Source organism: Arthrobacter sp. PAMC25564, from assembly GCF_004798705.1.
GTDB lineage: Bacteria > Actinomycetota > Actinomycetes > Actinomycetales > Micrococcaceae > Arthrobacter.
This window is the reverse complement of record NZ_CP039290.1, coordinates 938,157-958,580: the sequence shown is the minus strand read 5'-3', so window position 1 is coordinate 958,580 and position 20,424 is coordinate 938,157. Positions and strand designations below refer to the sequence as shown.

General features: G+C 67.1%; 16 protein-coding genes and 1 tRNA gene. 10 read left to right on the top strand and 7 right to left on the bottom strand.

Annotated features, from left to right (window positions below; all coding sequences use genetic code 11):
• Positions 1 to 94: 94 nt before the first annotated feature.
• The gene (dcd, locus tag E5206_RS04320) at positions 95 to 670 is read right to left on the bottom strand and encodes a dCTP deaminase (RefSeq protein WP_136321410.1); all 576 of its coding nucleotides are present in this window, start codon (positions 668 to 670) and stop codon (positions 95 to 97) included.
• A 27-nt stretch (positions 671 to 697) separates the two neighbouring features.
• Positions 698 to 1,144: an SRPBCC family protein gene (locus E5206_RS04315; RefSeq protein ID WP_136321409.1), complete on the bottom strand. Its 447-nt coding sequence runs from the start codon at positions 1,142 to 1,144 to the stop codon at positions 698 to 700.
• A gap of 239 nt (positions 1,145 to 1,383) precedes the next feature.
• Between E5206_RS04315 and E5206_RS04310 the strand changes: the two genes are divergently transcribed.
• The 4 genes from E5206_RS04310 (at position 1,384) to E5206_RS04300 (ending at position 3,519) form a co-directional block, all read left to right on the top strand.
• Positions 1,384 to 1,457 (top strand) — tRNA-Gly (locus tag E5206_RS04310).
• 98 nt (positions 1,458 to 1,555) lie between these two features.
• Positions 1,556 to 1,705 (top strand): hypothetical protein, encoded by a 150-nt coding sequence (locus tag E5206_RS19175; RefSeq protein WP_168709263.1) that lies wholly within the window; start codon positions 1,556 to 1,558, stop codon positions 1,703 to 1,705.
• Entirely contained in the window at positions 1,702 to 2,862 is a 1,161-nt protein-coding gene (locus tag E5206_RS04305) for a N(5)-(carboxyethyl)ornithine synthase (RefSeq protein WP_136321408.1), read from the top strand. The genes E5206_RS19175 and E5206_RS04305 overlap by 4 nt, the downstream gene beginning before the upstream one ends.
• 297 nt (positions 2,863 to 3,159) lie before the next feature.
• Positions 3,160 to 3,519: a hypothetical protein gene (locus E5206_RS04300; protein WP_240689935.1), complete on the top strand. Its 360-nt coding sequence runs from the start codon at positions 3,160 to 3,162 to the stop codon at positions 3,517 to 3,519.
• A gap of 89 nt (positions 3,520 to 3,608) precedes the next feature.
• Here the strand turns inward: E5206_RS04300 and E5206_RS04295 are convergent, their stop codons facing one another.
• Together E5206_RS04295 and E5206_RS04290 are read right to left on the bottom strand one after the other, a co-directional pair.
• The gene (locus E5206_RS04295; protein WP_136321407.1) at positions 3,609 to 7,139 is read right to left on the bottom strand and encodes a bifunctional proline dehydrogenase/L-glutamate gamma-semialdehyde dehydrogenase; all 3,531 of its coding nucleotides are present in this window, start codon (positions 7,137 to 7,139) and stop codon (positions 3,609 to 3,611) included.
• Positions 7,140 to 7,344: 205 nt separating this feature from the next.
• A complete protein-coding gene (locus E5206_RS04290; RefSeq protein WP_136321406.1) occupies positions 7,345 to 8,808 on the bottom strand; it encodes an amino acid permease in 1,464 nt (487 codons plus the stop codon).
• A gap of 142 nt (positions 8,809 to 8,950) precedes the next feature.
• Between E5206_RS04290 and E5206_RS04285 the strand changes: the two genes are divergently transcribed.
• The 4 genes from E5206_RS04285 (at position 8,951) to E5206_RS04270 (ending at position 12,735) form a co-directional block, all read left to right on the top strand.
• Positions 8,951 to 9,886: a LysR family transcriptional regulator gene (locus tag E5206_RS04285; RefSeq protein WP_136321405.1), complete on the top strand. Its 936-nt coding sequence runs from the start codon at positions 8,951 to 8,953 to the stop codon at positions 9,884 to 9,886.
• 82 nt (positions 9,887 to 9,968) lie between these two features.
• Positions 9,969 to 10,397, top strand: a complete 429-nt coding sequence (gene panD / locus E5206_RS04280; protein ID WP_205760002.1) for an aspartate 1-decarboxylase — start codon at positions 9,969 to 9,971, stop codon at positions 10,395 to 10,397.
• Between the two features lie 130 nt (positions 10,398 to 10,527).
• The gene (locus tag E5206_RS04275) at positions 10,528 to 11,454 is read left to right on the top strand and encodes an AEC family transporter (RefSeq protein ID WP_136321404.1); all 927 of its coding nucleotides are present in this window, start codon (positions 10,528 to 10,530) and stop codon (positions 11,452 to 11,454) included.
• A gap of 162 nt (positions 11,455 to 11,616) precedes the next feature.
• Positions 11,617 to 12,735, top strand: a complete 1,119-nt coding sequence (locus E5206_RS04270) for a DUF1524 domain-containing protein (RefSeq protein WP_136321403.1) — start codon at positions 11,617 to 11,619, stop codon at positions 12,733 to 12,735.
• 38 nt (positions 12,736 to 12,773) lie between these two features.
• On the opposite strand, the gene E5206_RS04265 is transcribed toward E5206_RS04270, so the two are convergent.
• From E5206_RS04265 to E5206_RS04255, 3 genes are all read right to left on the bottom strand, one after another.
• Positions 12,774 to 15,401 carry a trehalase-like domain-containing protein gene (locus E5206_RS04265; RefSeq protein WP_136321402.1) on the bottom strand — a complete coding sequence of 876 codons (2,628 nt, stop codon included), beginning with the start codon at positions 15,399 to 15,401 and terminating at the stop codon, positions 12,774 to 12,776.
• A 143-nt stretch (positions 15,402 to 15,544) separates the two neighbouring features.
• On the bottom strand, positions 15,545 to 16,534 hold the full coding sequence (locus E5206_RS04260; protein WP_136321401.1) for an LLM class flavin-dependent oxidoreductase: 990 nt from the start codon (positions 16,532 to 16,534) through the stop codon (positions 15,545 to 15,547).
• A 125-nt stretch (positions 16,535 to 16,659) separates the two neighbouring features.
• Positions 16,660 to 17,463 carry a hypothetical protein gene (locus tag E5206_RS04255; protein ID WP_136321400.1) on the bottom strand — a complete coding sequence of 268 codons (804 nt, stop codon included), beginning with the start codon at positions 17,461 to 17,463 and terminating at the stop codon, positions 16,660 to 16,662.
• A 117-nt stretch (positions 17,464 to 17,580) separates the two neighbouring features.
• On the opposite strand from E5206_RS04255, the gene E5206_RS04250 reads away from it, so the two are divergent.
• Positions 17,581 to 19,269 carry a helicase HerA-like domain-containing protein gene (locus E5206_RS04250; RefSeq protein WP_136321399.1) on the top strand — a complete coding sequence of 563 codons (1,689 nt, stop codon included), beginning with the start codon at positions 17,581 to 17,583 and terminating at the stop codon, positions 19,267 to 19,269.
• Positions 19,270 to 19,375: 106 nt separating this feature from the next.
• A complete protein-coding gene (locus E5206_RS04245; protein WP_136321398.1) occupies positions 19,376 to 20,368 on the top strand; it encodes a hypothetical protein in 993 nt (330 codons plus the stop codon).
• Positions 20,369 to 20,424 lie beyond the last annotated feature (56 nt).

Sequence of the window (20,424 nt, the reverse complement as noted above, 5' to 3'; positions counted from 1 at the left end):
ATCTCAGGAATCTCTAAGTATCGAAATTCTGGGCGCCGCCGGCCAAACGCAACCAAGTCCCGTCGATCCGGCCCGTGGCCCCGGCCTGGTGGTCCTAAAGTTCCGTACGGTGGAAGTTCAGGTGGCTGCGGCTTGCCGTCGGGCCACGCTGGCCCTGGTAACGGTTGCCGTACTCACCGGAGCCGTAGGGGTGCTCGGCCGCCGAGCTGAGCCGGAAGAAGCACAACTGGCCGATCTTCATGCCCGGCCACAGCTTGATCGGCAGCGTGGCCATGTTGGAAAGTTCCAGGGTGACGTGTCCTGAGAACCCGGGGTCGATAAAGCCCGCCGTCGAGTGGGTCAGCAGGCCCAGCCGGCCCAGCGAGGACTTGCCCTCGAGCCGTGCGGCGATGTCATCCGGCAGTGTGACGGTCTCGTAGGTGGAACCCAGGACGAACTCCCCCGGGTGCAGGATGAACGGCTCACCGGCGTCGACCTCGACGAGGCGGGTCAGCTCGGGCTGTTCCTCCGCGGGGTCGATGTGCGCGTACTTGTGGTTGTCGAAGAGCCGGAAGAACCTGTCAATCCGCACGTCCACCGACGACGGCTGGACCATGCCAGGGTCGAACGGCTCCAGCACAATCCGTTGGGAATCAATTTCGGCACGAATGTCGCGGTCAGAGATCAGCACACGATCAAAAATACCGTACCCGTCCGCTTATTCTTCCTCAGGCATATTTTCCAACACGGCCTTGAGCCGTTCAAGCTGGCAGACTTCGGCCTTCATCCGTCGGCTGAATACGTTGGTCAGCCGGTCCAGCAGCCCCTTCGGCTCGTATTGCAGGGCGAAGCGGACCCGGGTGTTCCGGCCTTCAGTGCTCAGGTAGTAGCCTCCGTGCGGCCGTTCGGGGCCGACGATGACCTGGTACTGGATCTCCGCGCCCGGCCGTGCCTCGGTGATTTCAAAATCCGCGGCAACGGGGCGTCCGCCTGGCCCGGTAAGGGTCTGCCGGTAGACGGCGCCCTTGGCACCTTCGGCGCCGGATTCCAACTCGATGCTCCTGATGCCCTCACGCCAGCTCGGGAGATTGTGGGCGCCCAGCAGGAAGGTGTACACACTCATGGCATCGCGCTCGATGACGACGTCGTACTCTGCGAATGCCACGGAAAATCCTTGCTCTGGGGATGACTGATGGGCGTAGCCCGCTTCCCCCAGAGACTGCAGCTAGCTTCTTCAGAATAGACAGCAATGCCCGCCATGCGCGGTCGCGCGGCGGGCATTGCCGAAGACTTATCCGAAGCGTTATGGGACCCTGCCGTTGCGTGTGGCCCCGCTGTACCGCGTCCGGCAAAGTCCTCCGGCTGTTGTAAGCTGGTTTCCGCAGTGCTGAAAATCGCGGCAACGCGGCTGTAGCTCAATGGTAGAGCGCTAGCTTCCCAAGCTTGATACGCGGGTTCGATTCCCGTCAGCCGCTCCAATTCGTGCATAACCCCCTCCCTGCCGCTGACCGCCGTTAGGTCGCTACCTGTATCGTTCGAAGTCAGGAACCGCTACGGTTCCGCTACAGGAGCGATCATGGCTGACAAATCCCCCCGTCAAGCAGCATCCAAAAAATCCGGCAAATCCATCAAGGAAAAACGCGCCGACAAAAGAACTGCTTCAGCACCGCCCAGCTCCATGGACAAGGCCACGGCCGCCAAGCCGGCGAGTCCCAAAAAGAAGTGACCGGCGCCTTGAACCACCTCACCATCGGGGTCCTCGCCAGCTCACGCAAGCCCGACGAGCGGCGCCTCCCCATCCACCCCCTGCACCTGGAACGCATCGCCCCGGAGCTCCGGCAGCAGCTGATCCTGGAAAAGGGCTACGGCGAGCGGTTCGGCGTTTCGGACGCGCACCTGGAGCCGCTCGTGGGGCGCATGGCCACACGCACGCAACTGCTGGCGGAGGCCGATGTCGTCCTCCTGCCCAAGCCGCAACCGGAAGACCTTGCCGAACTCCGCGACGGGCAGGTCCTCTGGGGCTGGCCGCACTGCGTCCAGGACCGGGCCATCACCCAGCTGGCGATCGACAAGAAGCTCACGCTGATCGCCTTCGAGGCGATGAACCACTGGGCCAGCGACGGCGGCTTCGGCCTGCACGTGTTCCACAAGAACAACGAACTGGCCGGTTACTGTTCCGTGCTGCATTCGTTGGCCCTCACCGGCTCGACCGGAGACTACGGCCGGAGGCTGAGCGCCGTCGTGATCGGTTTCGGGGCCACAGCCCGCGGCGCCGTCACGGCCCTCAATGCCCACGGCATCCATGATGTCCAGGTCCTGACCAGCCGCGGCGTTGCGGCCGTGGGGTCGCCCATCCACTCGGTACGGATCGCACAGTTCGACCACGATGACAAGGCGCCGTTCCTCAGCGAGGTCATCACCGAGCGCGGCCGGGTGCCGCTGGCACCGTTCCTCGCCGCGAGCGACATTGTGGTCAACTGCACGCTGCAGGATCCCAACGCCCCCCTGACCTATCTGCGCGCCGAAGACCTGGACGCCTTCCGGCCCGGCAGCCTGATCGTGGATGTTTCCTGCGACGAGGGCATGGGCTTCAGCTGGGCGAGGAACACCACCTTCGCCGAGCCGATGTTCAAGGTCGGCGACCACATCGACTACTACGCGGTGGACCACAGCCCCTCCTACCTCTGGAATTCCTCCAGCTGGGAGATCAGCGAGGCGCTGCTGCCGTTCCTGGAGACCGCGATCTCCGGCCCCGAGGCCTGGGCGAAGAATGAGACCATCCGCCGGGCGATCGAAATCCGCGACGGAGTGATCCTCAACCTGGACGTGCTGCAGTTCCAGCAGCGCGAGTCCGAGCACCCCCACTTCCCGCTGGAGGTTTAGTCCGCATCCGGGACCCCGGGCGGCCGTTGCTCGCCCGCCCGGGGTCCTGCCCTGCCCCGCCGGGCCACGACGGCGGCCTACGTGTCATTCCCGGTGCCCGAGGCGCATACCTACTCGGAGTGCTTGCTGTACTTACGCGAATTGGACCCTACTCGGCCATTGAACACGGCCGGTACTTGCTTTATCCTGAAGGTCTAAGGTCAAGCAGAGGCCCCTGACGACGATTCGAAAAACGAACGATGTCCTTTGCTGATGCCCTGAGGCGACTGCACTGGAGGCGTTCGGGATAGGCCGACAATGACGCCAGTCACAAACCGTCCCCATCTTCCCGCATCCGCAGGAGCCAATGCGCTGAAAACCGCGCGGACCCTGACAGCTGCCGCGGCACACGGCGCCGCCGCACCGCATGCCAGCCGCGGGCGCCTGGACGCGCACCACCACAGCCTTGTTGAATCCGAATACGTGGGCAGCCCGTACTGCGAGCGGTGCGGCACGGATGAATTCATCTATCTGGAGACCTTTGTCCCCGCCGCGCACCGCCGGGACGGTTCGATCAGCAAGCTTGGCGAGGTCACCTACTTCTGCTCAGGCTGCGACGACTTCTCCGCCCACGCAGTGCCCGCCTCCTGGGTACCGCCAGGCTGGTACTTCGGCTGATACAGCCCGCGGCTAAAGCCCCCTAACGACATCGCCGCTCGCCCGCACTTTTGGTGCGGGCAAGCGGCGATGTCGTTTAATGGCGGTCCTTAGATCAGGGCGTCCGAGAGGTGGCTGGGCGTGCCGAAGCGGTGCGCCGTGATGCTGATGGACTGCTCGTGCAGGAACGGCAGCAGCTCGACGCGTCCGGCTTCGGTGACCGGGTGGGCGTAGATGGCCAGGTCCGGGCGGCCTCCCGTAGCCTCCGCCAGTGCCTTGGTGTCCCCGCCGATCAGCCGGATCCGGCTACCGGACAGCTTGCCGGCCTGGGCGAGTTTCCCGGCCGAGGCCAGCCACTCGGCGTCGTTCTCCACCGTGGCGGCGATGCCGAGCCCGGACAGGACGGCGCGGAGCCGGGCGGGCAGTTCGACGGCGGCAGAGACCGTCAGCGCGGACCCTGCCAGGACGCCGGCCGCGACGGTCCGGACCAGGCCGGCCAGCGGCCCGCCTTCCGCGAGGCGGACGGTGACGGGCAGGGCACGGTAACGGAAGATGTTGCGTTCTGCGCTCAGGCCGGAGACGTCCCTGGCCGTGCCGAACTCATCGGCCCAGGCGTGGGCGTCAGAGGCCAGGGCCCGCTGCAGCGGCGCGAGTTCGTCGACCGCCAGGAAGCCCTTGGCCGCTTCCTCGAGCCGGCGGACTCCCGAGTGGGCGGGGGTACCGGCGGCGGCGCTGGGCTTGCTGACCCAGTCGCCGAGCCCGGCGAGGTAGTTGGGTCCGCCGGCCTTGGTGCCGGCGCCGACGGCGGATTTCTTCCAGCCGCCGAAGGGCTGGCGCTGGACGATTGCGCCGGTGATGCCGCGGTTGACGTAGAGGTTGCCGGCCTGGATGGTGTCCAGCCAGAGTGCGAGTTCGTCCGAGTTGAGCGAGTGCAGGCCCGCGGTGAGGCCGTAGTCGATCTGGTTCTGGATCGCGATGGCTTCCTCGAGGGTCTCGGCCGTCATGACGCCGAGGACGGGGCCGAAGAACTCGGTGAGGTGGAAGTGGGATCCGCGCCGGACACCTGAGCGCACGCCGGGGCTCCAAAGCCTGCCGGTTGCGTCCAGCTTCCGCGGCTCCACGGCCCAGCTTTCGCCCTCGCCGAGGGTGGTGAGGGCGTTGAGGAGCTTGCCGTTGGCGGGCTCGATGATGGGGCCCATCTGGCTGGCCGGGTCCTCCGGGTAGCCGACCTTCAGCGAGGTGACGGCGTCGATCAACTGGTTGTGGAACCGCTTGGATTTGGCGACGGAGCCGACCAGGATGACGAGGGAGGCGGCGGAGCACTTCTGGCCGGCGTGGCCGAACGCGGAGTACGCCACGTCCTTGGCCGCGAGGTCGAGGTCCGCGCTGGGGGTAACGATGATCGCGTTCTTGCCGCTGGTCTCGGCCAGCAGCGGCAGGTCCTGGCGGAAGGAACGGAACAATTCGGCGGTCTCGTAGCCGCCGGTGAGGATGACCCGGTCCACGGCGGGGTGGGAGACCAGCTGCCGGCCGAGTTCACGCTCGCCCAGCTGGACCATGGTGAGCACATCGCGCGGGATGCCGGCTTCCCAGAGGGCTTCGATCATGACCGCACCGCTACGCCGGGCCTGCTTGGCGGGCTTGATCACGACGGCGGAGCCGGCGGCCAGGGCGGCCAGGGTCGAGCCGGCCGGGATGGCGACCGGGAAGTTCCAGGGCGGCGTCACGACGGTGAGCCTGGCCGGGACGAAGGTGGCGCCGTCGATCTTCTCCAGCTTGCGCGCCGACTCGGCGTAGTAGTGGGCGAAGTCGACGGCCTCGCTGACCTCGGGGTCGCCCTGGTCGATCGTTTTGCCGGTCTCGCTGGCCATGACCTCGAGGAGGTCGGCGCGGCGGGCTTCGAGGACGTCGCCGGCGCGGTGCAGGATTTCGGCGCGCTCGGCGCCGGACAGGGCGCCCCAGGCTTTGCCCTTCTCGATGGCGGTGTCGATGACCGCGTCCAGGGTCGCCTCGTCGTTGATCGTGGCGGCCTGGACGGCGGCGTTGCCCAGGGTGGACGTTGCCACGCGGCCCAGGATGGCGCGGCCCCAGTCGCGGTTGGCGGGCAGCGACGGATCGGTGTCCGGGGTGTTGCCGAAGGAGTCGTGCGGCATCGGCTCGGCCGGGAGGGCGCGGTTCTGCCGGCGGTTCGGCGGCGGGACCTCGTCGTCGAGCTTGGCGAGGGAGGCCAAGAAACGCTGCTTCTCGCGTTCGAACAGCGATTCGTTCTCGGAAAGTTCGAACACCGCGGACATGAAGTTGTCCTGGCTGGCGCCTTCTTCGAGGCGGCGGATCAGGTAGGCAATCGCGACGTCGAACTCGGCCGGGTGCACCACCGGGGTGTAGAGCAGGAGCGAGCCGACGTCCTTCTTGACCGCTTCGGCCTGGCCCTGGGCCATGCCGAGCAGCATCTCGAATTCGATGCCGGAGTCCACGCCGCGCTGCCTGGCCAGCAGCCAGGCGAAGGCGATGTCGAAGAGGTTGTGGCCGGCGACGCCGATCCGGACGTTGTGGATCCGCTCCGGGTGCAGCGCATAGTTGATGACGCGCTTGTAGTTGGTGTCCGAATCCTGTTTGGTGTTCCAGGTGGCGAGGGGCCAGCCGTGCAGTGAGGCTTCGACCTGTTCCATCGGCAGGTTGGCGCCCTTGACCACGCGGACCTTGATCGCGGCGCCGCCGTCGGCGCGGCGGGCGGCGGCCCAGTCCTGCAGGCGGATCATGGCGGCGAGGGCGTCCGGCAGGTACGCCTGGAGCACGATGCCGGCCTCGAGGTTCTTGAACTCGGGCTTGCCCAGGATCCTGGTGAAGACCGCGATGGTCATGTCCAGGTCCTTGTATTCCTCCATGTCCAGGTTGATGAACTTGGCCTTTTTCCCGCCGCCGGCGAAAGATGCGGCGCGGGTGAAGAGCGGGGTCAGCTTCTCGACGACGTGCCCGACGGCCTCGTCGAAGGCCCAGGCGGAGTGCGGGGCCACCGTGGAGGAGACCTTGATCGAAACGTAGTCGACGTCCGGGCGGGACAGCAGGGTGTGGGTGCCCTCAAGCCGGCGGGAAGCCTCGTGCTCGCCGAGGACGGCCTCGCCGAGCAGGTTGACGTTGAGCTTGATGCCGTCCTTGCGGATCTTGGCGATGGCCGGGCCCAGCTTGGCGTCGGTGGCATCGACAATCAGGTGGCCGACCATCTCGCGGAGCACACGGCGGGCGGCCGGGATGACCAGCTGCGGCAGGACCGGAGCCATGGTTCCGCCGAGGCGGACCGCGCTGCGCATGTACCAGGGCAGGAAGGCCGGGACCTTCGGGGCGAGGGCGGCGAGGTTGCGGGCGGCGACGTTCAGGTCTTCAGGGCGGACCACGCCGTCGACGAATCCCACCGTGAAGTCCAGGCCGTTCGGGTCTTTCAGGACACCGGCGAGCTGCTCGGCCGAGGCGTCGACCGGGACCTTCGCCGCCTCGGTGAGCCAGTGGCGGACCAGCGCGACGGTCTCCTCGGCCAGGGCAGCGGCTTCGAGGACCGGCGAGCCTTCCGGGACGGCGGCATGGGCGGCTTCGTTGCCGGCGGCGCTGCCGGTGTTCACGCCGGATTCCGTGGAGATGTGGGTCATGGCTGCAACTCGTTCTTTCTCAAGATGTGGACCGTTCTAAGAATCAGTATGGGACCGGTTTTCCATAAGATAAAGCGACGTTTTCCGAGCAATACTGGTTAGAAAAAGCGAATGTTTCAGCACCCCTTAAACACCTCTGGCCGCCAGCCGGAGTGGCTGACGGCTAGAGCGGACGGGGCGGCAGCGCCGTCGTCGTCCTCCGCAGCTAAGCGACTGGACGGTGCATCTCCACGGCCTCCTCGTGCCGGGGGCTGTCCGGGTTCATCAGCGAGTGCTTGCGGCCGTACCCGAAGTAGATGACCAGGCCGACAACGAGCCAGACGAAGAACCGCAACCATGTCTCCCAGTGCAACTGCAGCATCAGGAAGGCCGACGCAAGCATGCCGAACGCGGGAACCACGGGCATAAACGGCAGGCGGAAGGTGCGGGGGGCGTCGGGTTTCTTGTAGCGGAAGATGATCACCGACAAACAGACGACGACGAACGCGGCGAGGATGCCGATGTTGGTCAGGTCCGCCACAGTCTTGATCGGGAAGATACCGGCCAGCACGGAGGATGCGATGCCGGCGATCCAGGTGACGCGCTGCGGCGTGCCGTGGCGGTCCGTCTTCGCGAACCAGCCGGGAAGGAGCCCGTCGCGGCTCATCGAGAACCACACGCGGGTGACGCCGAGCAGGAACGTCAGCATCACGGTGAGGATGGACAGGACGGCGAACACCGAGATGATCGTCGCGATCACCGGCAGCCCGACGCCGTTGAAGGCGGAGGCGAAGCCGGCCTTCGGGTCAATCTCCTTGTAGTTCTGCATGCCGGTGAGCACCAGGGTGGCGGCGACGTAGAGCAGCATGGCAACGATCAGCGAGAGGATGATGGCCTTGGGCATGTGCTTCTTGCCGTCCGTGGCTTCCTCCGCCGCGGTACTCATGGCGTCGTAACCGAACACGGCGAAGAACACGGTGGCTGAGCCGGCGAGCACCGGCCCGAAGCCGCTGGGCATAAACGGGTTGTAGTTGTTGGTGTTGATGTAGAAGATACCCAGGCCGATGATGAACAGGATCAGGACGACCTTGATGGCCACGGCCACGAGCTCAAAACGGCCGAAGGCCTTCGTGCCGCGGGACAGGATCCAGGTCACCAGCAGGCAGACCAGGATGGCCGGCAGGTTGATGACGCCGCCCTTGCCCTCGTCAGCCGTCGAGGTCATCCAGGCGGGCATATGGATCCCGATTCCGGAGAGGAACGCGTCGAAGTAGCCGGAGATGCCGATGGCGACGACGGCCACGATGGCGATGTACTCCAGCAGCAGGTCCCAGCCGATGAACCAGCCGATCACTTCGCCGAGGGCCACGTAGCCGTAGGTGTAGGCGGAGCCGGCCCGCGGGATCATGCCCGCGAATTCGGCATAGGACAGCGCGGCGGCGGCGGACGCCAGCCCGGCAATCAGGAAGGAGAACAGTACCGCCGGCCCGACGCCGGGTTCGTTCTCGCTGCCGTGCGCCACGAGGCCGGCCAGGGAGAAGATGCCGACGCCGATAATGCCGCCGACGCCGATGGCCGTCAGCTGCCAGAGCCCGAGGCTCTTGAACAAACCACTGTGCTTGTTTTCCTCTTCGATGTCGTCGATGGGCTTGCGCCGCATGATCGACCGGGTCAAATCTCTTGTGCTCATCAGGGTCTCCTGCTTAGGTCTTTGGCCCATCAATCCGCCCTGTGATGGGGGTTACTCGAGGACAACAGTATGCAAGCCCTGTTGCGTTAGATAAAGTGAATTCTTCTTATCAATAACCATTAGATTTCACGAAGGAACAGCGATGCTCGACGTCCGGCGATTGCGGTTGCTTCGTGAACTGAAGATCCGGGGAACCCTGGCCGAGGTCGCCGAAGCCCTCCAGTACAGCCCCTCCTCAGTCTCGCAGCAGCTGGCCCTGCTCGAAAAGGAAGCCGGCGTCGAGCTGCTGCGGAAGACGGGGCGACGTGTCCAGCTCACCCCCCAGGCCGAAGTCCTGGTGGCCCACACGGCCCAGTTGCTTGAAACCCTCGAACAGGCCGAGGCCGACCTCGCGGCTTCCCTGACCACGGTCACCGGCACCGTGCGGATCGCGGTCTTCCAATCCGCCGCCCTGGCACTCATGCCGGACGCCCTGACCCGGATGTCCTCCAGCTACCCGCAGGTGCGGGTGGAAATGACCCAGCGGGAACCTGAAACGGCGCTCCACGAGACCTGGGCCCGCGACTTCGACCTGGTCATCGCCGAGCAGTACCCCGGCCACGCGGCCCCCCGCTACGCCGAGCTGGACCGTATCCCGCTGACCAGCGACGCCATCCGGCTCGCCGTCCCGCCGCCGTCGCCGGGCCGGCCGGCCATCAGGACCCTTACGGACACGGCAGAGCTGCCCTGGGTGATGGAACCGCGCGGGGCAGCATCGCGGCACTGGGCCGAGCAGGCCTGCCGGAGCGCCGGATTTGAGCCCGACGTCCGCTTCGAAACCGCCGATCTGCAGGCCCAGATCCGGCTGATCGAATCCGGAAATGCCGTGGCCCTGATGCCGGACCTCGTGTGGACGGGCCGCGGCACCAGCACGCAACTCCTGGATTTGCCGGGGGATCCGCGCCGGACGGTCTTCACCTCGGTGCGGCGTTCCAGCGCGAAGCGGCCCGCCATCCTGGCCGCCCGCGAGATCCTGGCCGAGACAGCCGCCTCCATCGGCCCCTCGACGCCGTCGCAGTCCCGGCCGCCGACGGCATGAGCCGTGGCCGGCACGTAAGCTGGCGGACGGTGTTCTGCGCGTCACAGCGCGCCGGACGGCCGGGCGCTAAACTGATGACGTTATGAATCGAACAATATTCAAATCCAAGATCCACCGCGCCACGGTCACGCACGCGGACCTCCACTATGTCGGTTCGGTCACCGTGGACCTGGATCTGCTGGAGGCGGCCGATATCCTCCCCGGCGAGCTCGTGGCGATTGTCGACGTCACCAACGGCGCCCGGCTGGAGACCTACACGATTGCCGGCGAGCGCGGCTCCGGTGTCATCGGCATCAACGGCGCAGCCGCGCACCTGATGCACGAGAATGACATCGTCATCCTCATCACCTATGCCCAGATGACCACGGAAGAGGCCAAGGCCTACAACCCCAAGGTCGTCCACGTGGACAAGGACAACCGGATCCTCCAGATCGGCAACGACCCTGCCGAGGGGCACACGCCCGGAATCATGCGTCCGCCGCACGCGCTGAACAACGCCTCCCTGAACTGAGCAGCCTGACTCCCTGGAGGGGCCCCGGCAGGGCTTCGCGGCGTAACACGCCCGCCGGCTGAATAAAAGCTGATTACTCTGGGATGGTGACCGCCTCCCCTTGCCTGCCTGAACTGCTGCGGGCAGCCGCGTGCTAGGCGTCCTCGCCGGCTTCTTCGTCGTCTGGTCCATCATTCTGGTGGGCATGTTCGTCGGCCGGCGGAACATTCTGGGGGAAAACGCCCGCTCCGTGCTCAGCGCGCTGACCTTTTTTGTCGCCAGCCCCGCCCTGCTGTTCGAGACGCTGAGCAAGGCCAGGCTCCAGGACGTCTTTGCGGCACCGCTGCTGGTGACCGCCGTCGGCGCCGTTACGACGGCGGCACTGTTCTTTGGGATCGTCCGGTTCCTGCTCAAACGCTCCCTGCCGGAATCCCTTATGTCGGCCATGAGCGCGTCCCTGGCCAACTCGGCCAACCTGGGCATCCCGATCGCCGTCTTCGTCCTCGGGGATGCCAGTTATGTGGCGCCGCTGCTGATCTTCCAGCTGGCCTTCTTCACGCCGGTGTTCCTGATGGCCCTCGATTCCGCCACCACTGCGCACCGGACCACTCCGCTGAGTTTCGTGCTTATGATCCTGCGGAATCCGATGATCGTGGGGTCCGGCCTGGGCCTCGTGGTGGCCGGGACCGGCTGGCCGGTACCCGAGCTCGTGATGCAGCCGATCCACCTGATCGGGGGCGCCGCCATCCCGGCCATGCTGATCGCCTTCGGCATGAGCCTCAACGGTTCCAAACCCCTGCAGGCCGCAGAAGGTCGCCGGCTCGACACCCTGCTGGCCAGCGGCTTCAAGCTCATCGTCCACCCGCTGCTGGCATACCTGTTCGCGCGCTTTGCACTGGGGATGGACGGGCAAGGGCTGTTCGCCGCCGTCGTGACCTCCTCCTTGCCCACCGCGCAGAACGTGTTTGTCATCGCCAGCCGCTACCGGACCGGCATCACCGTGGCCAAGGACACCGTGCTGATCACGACGGTGGTTGCCGTGCCGGCCATGATCGGTGTGGCCCTTCTCCTCGCCTGAAGACGCTGACTCCTTCTGAAGCAACGCGGGGTCATATCGCGCCCATGCCGGAGCCCTGGATGGGCGCGATATGACCCCGCGTTGCTGTGTGCGCAGCTAGGCTGGGACCGGTCTTAAGCCGTCGCGCGGGCACCCCCGGGCAACAGCACGAAATGGGGAGAAATGCACAAGGTCAGAACACGCGGCACCGCCACGTCCGGGGCCGTCGACTGGATCGCGGCCGGGCTGGCCGGGCTGCTGCTGGTATCCGCGACGGCGTGCGCCCCGGCCGCGGGCAGTTCACCGTCTGCCGCGCCTGCTGCCGGGACCGCCGTAGGAAGCCCGACGGCGGGTGCAACACCATCCCCGACGGTCACGGCCACCGCCACCCCGTCGGACCCCGACGCCGCCCCGCTCGATCCTGACTCGACGCCCGGCGTCGCCCTTTCCGGCGCCAGCGCCCCGCATCAGCAGCCCGCCTACGCCAGCAAGGCCCTGGACGTGCTGGCCATCCTCCCGATCAAGGGCCGGGCGCCCAAGACCGGTTACTCCCGGGACCAGTTCGGCCAGGCCTGGGCCGACGTGGACCGCAACGGCTGCGACACCCGCAATGACACACTCCGGCGGGACCTCACCGCCATCGCCCTCAAGCCCGGGACCCATGACTGCGTGGTGCTTTCCGGCGTGCTGAACGATCCCTACACGGCGACCCTGATCAACTTCCTCCGCGGCAACAACACCAGCACCGCGGTGCAGATCGACCACGTCGTCGCGCTCAGCGACGCCTGGCAGAAGGGCGCGCAGCAACTCAGCGTCGCCCAGCGGCTCTCCTTCGCCAACGACCCGCTGAACCTGCTCGCCGTCGACGGACCCAGCAATATGAAGAAGAGCGACGGCGACGCCGCCACCTGGCTGCCGTCGAACAAGTCGTACCGCTGCACCTACGTGGCCCGGCAGATCTCGGTCAAGTCCAGCTACGGGCTCTGGGTCACCCAGGCCGAACACGATGCCATGGCCCGGGTCCTGGGCGACTGTCCCGATGCCCAGGCGCCCACAAACCAGGGGGCTCCCCCGGGGCCGGCGGCAGCCCCGGCAGCCGGGACCCCGGCGCAGCAGGCCGCCCCGGCGCAGGCCCCTGCCGCCCCGGCCTACGTCCGACCCGCGCCGGCTCCGGTTCCGGCGGCCGCCTATTACGCGAATTGCGCCGCGGCCCGTGCCGCCGGCGCGGCCCCGCTCCATGCGGGCCAGGCCGGCTACCGCCCCGAGCTCGACCGTGACAAGGACGGCGTCGCCTGCGAATAGCCGCCTGCGGATAGCAGGCCGGTGCGGGTTCCACGGAGTCAGTTCTTCGGCAGCCCGTCCAGCAGGCGCGCGCAGCGGATGAACCCCAGGTGCGAATACGCCTGCGGATGATTGCCGAGATGGGTTTCGGTGCCCGGATCGTATTCCTCCGGCAACAGGCCTGTCGGCCCGAACAGGTTCACCAGTTGGTCGAACAGGTCCCAGGCCTCCTCGATCCGGCCCACGGCAATGTAGGCCTCGATCAGCCACGTGGTGCAGATGTGGAAGCCGCCCTCCAGGCCCGGCAGTCCGTCGTCGTACCGGTACCGGAAAACGGTGGGCCCCACCCGCAGTTCCCGCTCCACCGCCGTGACCGTGTCCAGGAAGCGCTGGTCGGTGACGTCGAGCAGGCCGGACAGGCCGATGTGCAGCACCGCGGCGTCGAGGTCCGGGCTGTCGTAGGCCACGGTGTAGGAGTTGGCTGTCCCGTCCCAGCCCTCGCGCAGGACCTCCTCCCGGATGGTGGCGGCCGCGGGTCCCCAGGCGGGCGGCGCCGTCCGGCCGTGGCGCGCTGCCGTGCGCAGGGCCCGGTCCAGCGCCACCCAGCACATCACCTTGGTGTAGATGTGATGCCGGGGCGCCCGGCGGGCCTCCCAGATCCCGTGGTCCGCTTCCTGCCAGCGCGCCAGCACGGCCGAGGCCATCTGGACCATCAGTTCCCAGTGGGGATCCGACAGGACACCCTTCCGCGCGCTCAAGGCATCGATCAGCTCGGCGATCGGCCCGAACACGTCCAGTTGGACCTGGTGGTCGGCCGCGTTGCCGATCCGGACCGGGCGGGACCCCGCATAGCCGGGCAGGCTTTCGATGATGGCCTCGGTGGACAGCGGCGCCCCGGTCACGGAGTACAGCGGATGGAGCCATTCCGGTCCGGGTGCATGGGAGAGGATCCGGCCCAGCCAGGCCAGGAATCCTTCGGCCTCCGCCGTGGAGCCCAGGTCCACGAGCGCATTGACGGTCATGGAGCCGTCCCGCAGCCAGCAGTACCGGTAGTCCCAGTTCCGCGTGCCGCCGATTCCTTCCGGCAGCGAGGTGGTCGGCGCGGCCAGCACCGCGCCGGTGGGCTCATGGACCAGGGCGCGCAGCACCAGCGCCGAGCGGCGCACGAGGGACGGCTTCACGCCGGGCAGCTGCAGGCCCTGGACCCAGCGGCGGGAATGATGTGCGACGGCGGAGCGCCGCCCGGTCTCGTCGTCAGGTTCCGCGGGCTGGGGTTCCGTGTCCCCGCAGCGCATGTTCAGCACGATGGGCCCATGCAGCAGGTCCACGTCCGCCGTGGCGGTGGCATGGCGGCCATCGGAGGTGATGGCGAAGCTGACGCCGGGCGCCAGCAGGATGATGGGATCCGCCGTCCCCACCACGTGCAGTTCCGCCCCGCGCGCCTCCATGCTGAACGGGGCGTTGGCATAGTCGGGCCGGGGCGCAAAGACGATCCTGGCGGTACCTGTCCCGGAAAGCACCCGGACCAGGCTGGTGATGCCCTCCGGGGCAGGCTCCAGATAGTCGGTCACGGTGACGTCCGCCCAGCGGGTCTCCACGATCATGGTGCTGTCCACATAGCGCTGCCCCAGGACCTGCGACGCCTTCACCGGTCCCACCGAAAAATGACCGGCCGCGTCCCCGCCGAGGATATGGGCGAAGAGTGAGCCCGAGTCCGGCAGCGGGTGGCTCATCCAGCAGATCTTGGCGTCGGGCGTGATCAGGGCCGTGGAGGATCCGTTCCCGATCATCGAGTGCCGTTCCAGCCCCACGGCGTCCTCACCGAAGAGCCAGGCGCGCCGGAGTTCAAAGAGGATGGCCAGGACCCGGGCGAAGGACTCCGGATCCCGGAGCCGGTGCGCGGCGCCTGTGGGGCCCTCCCCCACCCGAAGGCCCATATCCGGCCCGCGGAGGGTGGCCATGGCGAGCTCGTCGCTGAACGCGTCGCCAGCGTAGAGGGCGGCGCTCACGCCGAGCATGGAACGCAGGTGCTCCAGTGCGGCGGCCTTGGACGGTTCCACCACGGACAGGTCCAGCACCGATCCGTCCACGATGAAGAACAGGCCGTGCTCCCTGGCGATCTCCTCGGCCTGCTCGGTAGCCGTTGCCACGATGTCGGGCGACGCCGGCCTCGTGTGCACTGACACGGCGACAGGTTTGCGCTCGATACTGATGCCACGATAGGCCCCGGCGGTTTCCGCGAGCGCCTGGCTGGCCTGCTGCAGGACGGATTCGGTGGCCAGGGACAGCCCGTGCGCATAGCCCATATCGAACTCGGCGCCGTGCGAGCCCACCAGATGGACTTCGGCCGGGAGCCGTGAGACGGCCGCGAGGTCGCGCAGCGAACGGCCGGAGATGACGGCCGCGTGGGTGTTGGGCAGGGCCGCAAGGGCGCGGAGGGCGATGGCGGCGCTGCCCAGCGGCAGCGTCTCGGTCGAGATGCCTTCCGCGGCACAAAGGGTTCCGCCGTAATTGCAGGCCACCAGCAGCCCCGGCGTGCGGGCCAGGATCTTCAGTTCCGCCAGCAGCTGCGGCGTCAGTCCGTCGTCGGCGGCGTCGGTCTGCACGAAGGCGCGGAGCAGGCCCAACGGCAGGGATTTCGTCAGCAGGGCAGAGTCGGCCAGGGACTGGTTGAGCGGAGTGGGCATGTGCGGAATCCTTCGGATAGTCCCCCATGAATTCGTGAGAATTGTCCGGCCAGGGACTGCATCCAGTGTCCCGCGCCGCTATTTCGCCCGGGTGTCCCGTCTGTTGCAGCCGTGTAACGTCTGCAACTCTTCAGCCAGGGCGCCTACGCCCGTACGAGCCCGGCGGCCTGGGCCAGCAGTTCCACCGAGCGCAGCCGCGCTTCGGTGCCGGTGCTTTGGTGTGCAACGATCAGCTCGTCGGCGTCGGCGTGGGCGGTGAACTCATCCAGGTACTCGATCACGGCGTCGGAGGTGCCGACGGCGGAGTACCTCATCATCTGCGCCGTGTGCTGGCCCTGCGGCGAGTCCAGGATCAGGTCCGCCTCATCGTCGCTGAACACGCGGCCGTTGCCGAAGAACAGGGAGATACGTGCGCGTTTGGTGGCCTGGAAGATCGCCTGTGCCTCGGCGGCGGAGTCCGCGGCGATCACGTTCACCCCGGCGATGACGTGCGGGGCCTCCAGCTGCGCGGAAGGCTTGAACTCGCGGCGGTACAAGGCGACGGCGTCCTGCAGCGCGTTGGGCGCAAAGTGCGAGGCGAAGGCGTACGGCAGGCCCAGCTGGGCGGCAAGCCTGGCCCCGAACAGCGAGGACCCCAGGATGTACAGCGGCACGTTGGTGCCCTTGCCGGGCACTGCCTCCACACCCGGGATCCGGGTGGGGCCGGTCAGGTAGCCCTGGAGTTCCAGCACGTCCTGCGGGAAGCTGTCCGAAGACATCGGATCGCGGCGCAGCGCCCGCATCGTGTTCTGGTCGCTGCCGGGGGCACGGCCCAGGCCCAGGTCGATCCGTCCCGGGTGCAGGGTTTCCAGGGTTCCGATCTGCTCGGCGATCGTCAGCGGTGAGTGGTTGGGCAGCATGACGCCGCCCGCGCCGAGGCGGATGGTCTCCGTATTTGCGGCGATGTGGGCGATCAGCACGCTGGTGGCGGAGGAGGCGATGGCGGACATATTGTGGTGCTCCGCGTACCAAATCCGCCGGTAGCCAAGCTTCTCGGCGCTTTGCGCCATGGCCACGCTTCCAGCGAAGCTCTCCGCCGCCGTCTGGCCCTTGCCGATGGTTGCCAGGTCAAGGATGGAAAGCGGAACAGTCACGGAAAAGCCGGCCTTTCGTAGCGGAACAGTGTTGTGGACCAGGGTCCGGAGCCGCACCGGGTTTCCGGTGCGGGCACACTGGGGTCAACGACGGCGGGGCCCGGGTTATTTCTGCGGCTCTCCGCTCACTTGCACGGGTAGTCGTAGTCCAGGCCGCCGGAAACATACTGCGTCAGGGACACCCGGCTGCCGGGGGTCAGCCCGGGAAGGGTGCAGGCAGACTTTGCTCCGGCCAATGACCGTGCCCCCGCCAGCCAGCTCGGCAGCCCGGCGAGCGGGCTGTTGGACGGGACGGAGCCGGCGATCTGGCTCCACTGGCTGCCGGTTGAATAGATGCCGACGCCCGCACCGATGCTCTTGAAGTAGGCGGTCATGCCTTCCAGATCAGCGGTATTGGCGGCCTTGTCGGCCTGCCAGGTGTTGCCCGTTTCCACGTCTAGCCACCAGAAATACGACGCCGGATTGCTCACCCCGCGCAGCATAGCGTCGTCGTAGGCCTTCGCATAGCCGTACATGTAGGAGCAGGCTTTGAAGTCAGCGGCGGCGCAGTCCCCGTAGGGGTTGGCCACGGCCGTCCCCTGGTAGGTGTTCGAGCTTGGCCACCACGAGCCCTGCAGCCCGGGATTGGCCGTGTTGACGTAGAGCGCGATCCTGGGCTGGGACGTCGCCGCAGGGGATAGTGCCGTGCCGGCCCACGCAAGTTCGGCACCGAGGCACGGGTTTGTCGTGTTGGCGAGCCCGTTGTTGACACCGACGATGGCGAACGCGGGTTTCGTGGGAAGTGTTTTGCCGCACTGCGGCCAGGACACATCAATGCCCACAAGGTCGGATGAACGGGCCGGGGCCGCCGTGGCCGGGGCGCTGCCCAGGAGGACAAGGCCCAGCATGGTGGCAACTGTCAGGATGAGCTTCAATATCGATGTGGCCATGCCGAAGTCTAAGGTCCGCCTCCGCGCCGGTCCGGGAACTTCTCCGCGCATGTCCGGATGGAATTGGCACGGCCCGTATCCGGGTCAGGCGCCAACAGACCCGTCTATGCTAGCGGCATGGCCATCAAATCCACGGCAGAAAAAGTCGCCACGATCCAGAAGGGGTACACCCTCGAGGGCCCCACGATCGAGTTGGGAGCCGCGATCATCGACGGCGAGCTCCACAAGGATGCCCCCGTCCGGCTGCCGCTGGCCATGATGAACCGGCATGGCCTCGTGGCCGGTGCAACCGGCACCGGGAAGACCGTTACCCTGCACATGATGGCGGAGCAGCTTTCCACCGCAGGGGTGCCGGTGTTCCTCGCTGACATCAAGGGCGACCTCTCCGGCCTGGCCACGGCCGCCACTGTCAGCGAAAAACTACTCGCCCGCACCGAAAGCATCGGCCAGGCCTGGTCCGGAAAGACGTTCCCGGTGGAATTCCTGGCCCTCGGCGGCGACGGCAACGGCATTCCGGTCCGTGCCACCATCACCTCCTTCGGACCCGTCCTGCTCTCCCGCATCATGGAGCTCAACGAGACCCAGGAATCCAGCCTGCAGCTGGTCTTCCATTTCGCGGACACGAAGAACCTGGAACTGATCGATCTGAAGGACCTGCGCGCCGTCATCGCGTTCCTCACCTCGGACGAGGGAAAGGACGAACTTGAGGAGCTGGGCGGACTCTCCAAGGCGACTGCCGGCGTCATCCTCCGCGAACTGATCACGCTCGAGGCACAGGGCATGGAGAAGTTCTTTGGCGAACCGGAGTTCGACACCGCCGAATTGCTGCGCACCGCCCCGGACGGGCGCGGCGTCATCACCTGCCTGGAGCTGCCCACGCTGCAGACCAAGCCCATGCTGTTTTCCACCTTCCTGATGTGGCTGCTCGCGGACCTCTTCGAGGAACTGCCGGAGGCCGGCGACCTGGACAAGCCGAAGCTGGTGTTCTTCCTCGACGAGGCCCACCTGCTGTTCAACGGCGCCTCGAAGGCGTTCCTGGCGGCCATCACCACCACCGTGCGGCTCATCCGGTCCAAGGGCGTCGGCATCTTCTTTGTCACCCAGACTCCCAAGGATGTCCCGGCCGATGTACTGGGCCAGCTCGCCAACCGGATCCAGCACGCCCTCCGCGCCTACACCCCCGAGGATGCCAAGGCCCTCAAGGCGACGATTTCCACCTTCCCGATCAGTGACTACGACCTTGAGGAGACCCTCACCTCGGCCGGAATCGGCGAGGCCGTCGTCACGGTCATGAATGAGAAGGGCGCGCCGACCCCCGTGGCGCTGACCAGGCTGCGTGCCCCGGAATCCGTCATGGGTCCCAGCACCGATGCGCTGGTCTCCAGCTCTGTGGCCGGCTCCGCCCTGCTCCCCAAGTACGGCACCGCGGTGGACAACGTCTCCGCCGACGAGAAGCTCACCGGCAAGGCTGCGGCCTCGACGGGACCGGCCGCTGCCGGGCCGGCCGCTGCGCAGGGTCGCTCCCTTGATCCCGCTGCCGTCGACGCCGATGCCCGGCGGATCGAGGAAGAGATCCTGGGCCGGCCCAGCAGCAGGCCCGCACCGGCGCCCGGGCACCCGGCCGAACGTGAGGCCCCGCGGCAGGCTCCGAAGGACGGCGGCGGCATGGTCGGCGAAATTGCCGGAGCCCTGGGAGGAGCCCTCGGCGGCGGCCTCAAGAGCATGGCCCGCTCACTGGGAACGCAGCTCGGGAGGGAGTTGCTCCGCGGAGTCTTCGGCACCGCCCCCAAACGCCGCCGCCGCTAGGGAACCCCGGCGCCGCCGGGCGCACGCTGAAGCGATCCCCCGGTGCTGCAGGGGCACCTGTGACACCGGCAGTCCTTGGGGTGCAGGTATCGTAAGGTACGTGCAAATGAGTCAGGCGTTGGTCAGGATCGCAGCCGGGTGGCTGCTGGGCCTGATGCTTGCCGTGGCTGCGTCCATCGTCGCCGTCAATCTGGTGAACAACTCCATCGCGAGCCCGCAGCAGCCTGTCCGCGAGTATCTTGACGCTTTGCAGAAGGGTGAGGGAGAGCGGGCGCTCGGCCTGCTGCACGCTTCGGTGCCGCAGAGCAACGCCGCCATGCTGGACGGAACGGCGCTGCAGACGGCCGCAGCACGGATCGCAGGGGTGAAGTTCGGCGACGCCGAGGAGCGCGGCGGGAACCAGGTCATGGTGCCAATCGATTATGCGATTGACGGCAGCCAGCTGCACACCGAGTTCCTGCTGGAACGCTCCAGCACAGAGTGGCTGTTCTTCCACACATGGTCCTTTGTCCCCTCCGCGTTGCCGGTGCTGGACGTCACCGTGGTCAATTCCAACGAGGCCACCCTCAACGGCATCCCGGTGAACATGCCCAACGGCCGCAATTCCTTCGCTGTCTTCTACCCTGGCGAATACGAGGCCGCCCTCAACGGCCAGTACTTCTCCGCCCCGCCCACCCGTGCCACGGTCTCCAGCCGGGACGTTCCCGCGGCACCGCTGAACCTCCTGACCGAAGCCACTCCTGCACTGAAGGACGCGGTCAGCGCCAAGGTCAAAGAATTCCTGGACTCCTGTGCCGCCGAGGCTGACAAAGAGCAGAAGCTCCAGCCGGACTGCCCGTTTTACCACGCCACCAACAACCGCGTGATCGACGGGACCATCGACTGGAGCATCACCGAATACCCCTCCGTCCGGATTGAGCCGTTCGGCGGCCGCTGGGTGGTGGCGCCGCTGGACGGCAAAGCCCGGATCAAGGCCCGGCAGGTGGACCTGTTCACGGGCGCCGTCACGGAGCTCAACGCTGTCCACGATTTCAGCTTCACCACACGCCTGGACATCGACGCGGCTTCCGTGAAGCTCACCCCGCTCCTGAACTACTGAGCCGCCGGCCGGGCCGGCTTAAAGCCAAAAGGCTGCTGTCCGTGACGCAGTGGTCA